Consider the following 621-nt stretch of genomic DNA (forward strand, 5'->3'; position numbering starts at 1 on the left):
CCTTTGCTATCTATCTTTTCGCCTTTGTAGGTTAGTATTGCTCGTTTGCTGCCTTCTTGCGTACATTGGTAATAGTTTGCCTCTTTATGGTAGGTAAAGCCTGCTCGTTCTGGTTTGTACTGTCCAAAGTTGGGTATCCATGCGTCGATGCCTTTGGCGTCCAAATAGGCCAAAGCTTCGCCACTGCTATAACCTCCATCAGCTAATATCTCTCCCAATTCAATATCATGTTCTGATAAATTCCCTTCTGTTAGTTCCAGAATTTGGGCTAAACATTTGCTATCTCGTTTGTCTGCAAAATCAGCACATGCGCCAGTGATTACATGATGTGCATCGTCCACAGCTATTTGTCCAAAATAGTTTAACTGACGAGCTTTCCCGGGTTTTACGCTGATGCGTGCATCCGTATCGGTAGGTGAATAATGGGTATGGTTTGACACATATTTGGGACGAATCAGATTCCCATTCTCATCAAGCTTCTCAGTGTTACTATTGGCAGGCATGTCTTTGTAAGCAGTTCGTTTCCAGTTGTGATGGCGTTCAACTAGCTCATCAACAAAAGCGCTGGCATCTTCCAATATCTCTTTTTCAACAAGACTGTCCATACTGGCATTGGCTTTA

1 protein-coding gene is annotated in these 621 nt (G+C 43.2%); it reads right to left on the reverse strand.

What is annotated here, in order from left to right; all coding sequences use genetic code 11:
- Positions 1–605, reverse strand: a 605-nt coding sequence (locus tag GVN22_RS27625) for a transposase (RefSeq protein ID WP_240915799.1), incomplete at its 3' end; no start/stop codon positions are given.
- Positions 606–621: the final 16 nt, after the last annotated feature.

Origin of the sequence: Cellulophaga sp. BC115SP, assembly GCF_009905545.1 — a bacterium.
GTDB classification, from domain to species: Bacteria; Bacteroidota; Bacteroidia; order Cytophagales; family Spirosomataceae; genus Flectobacillus; species Flectobacillus rivi.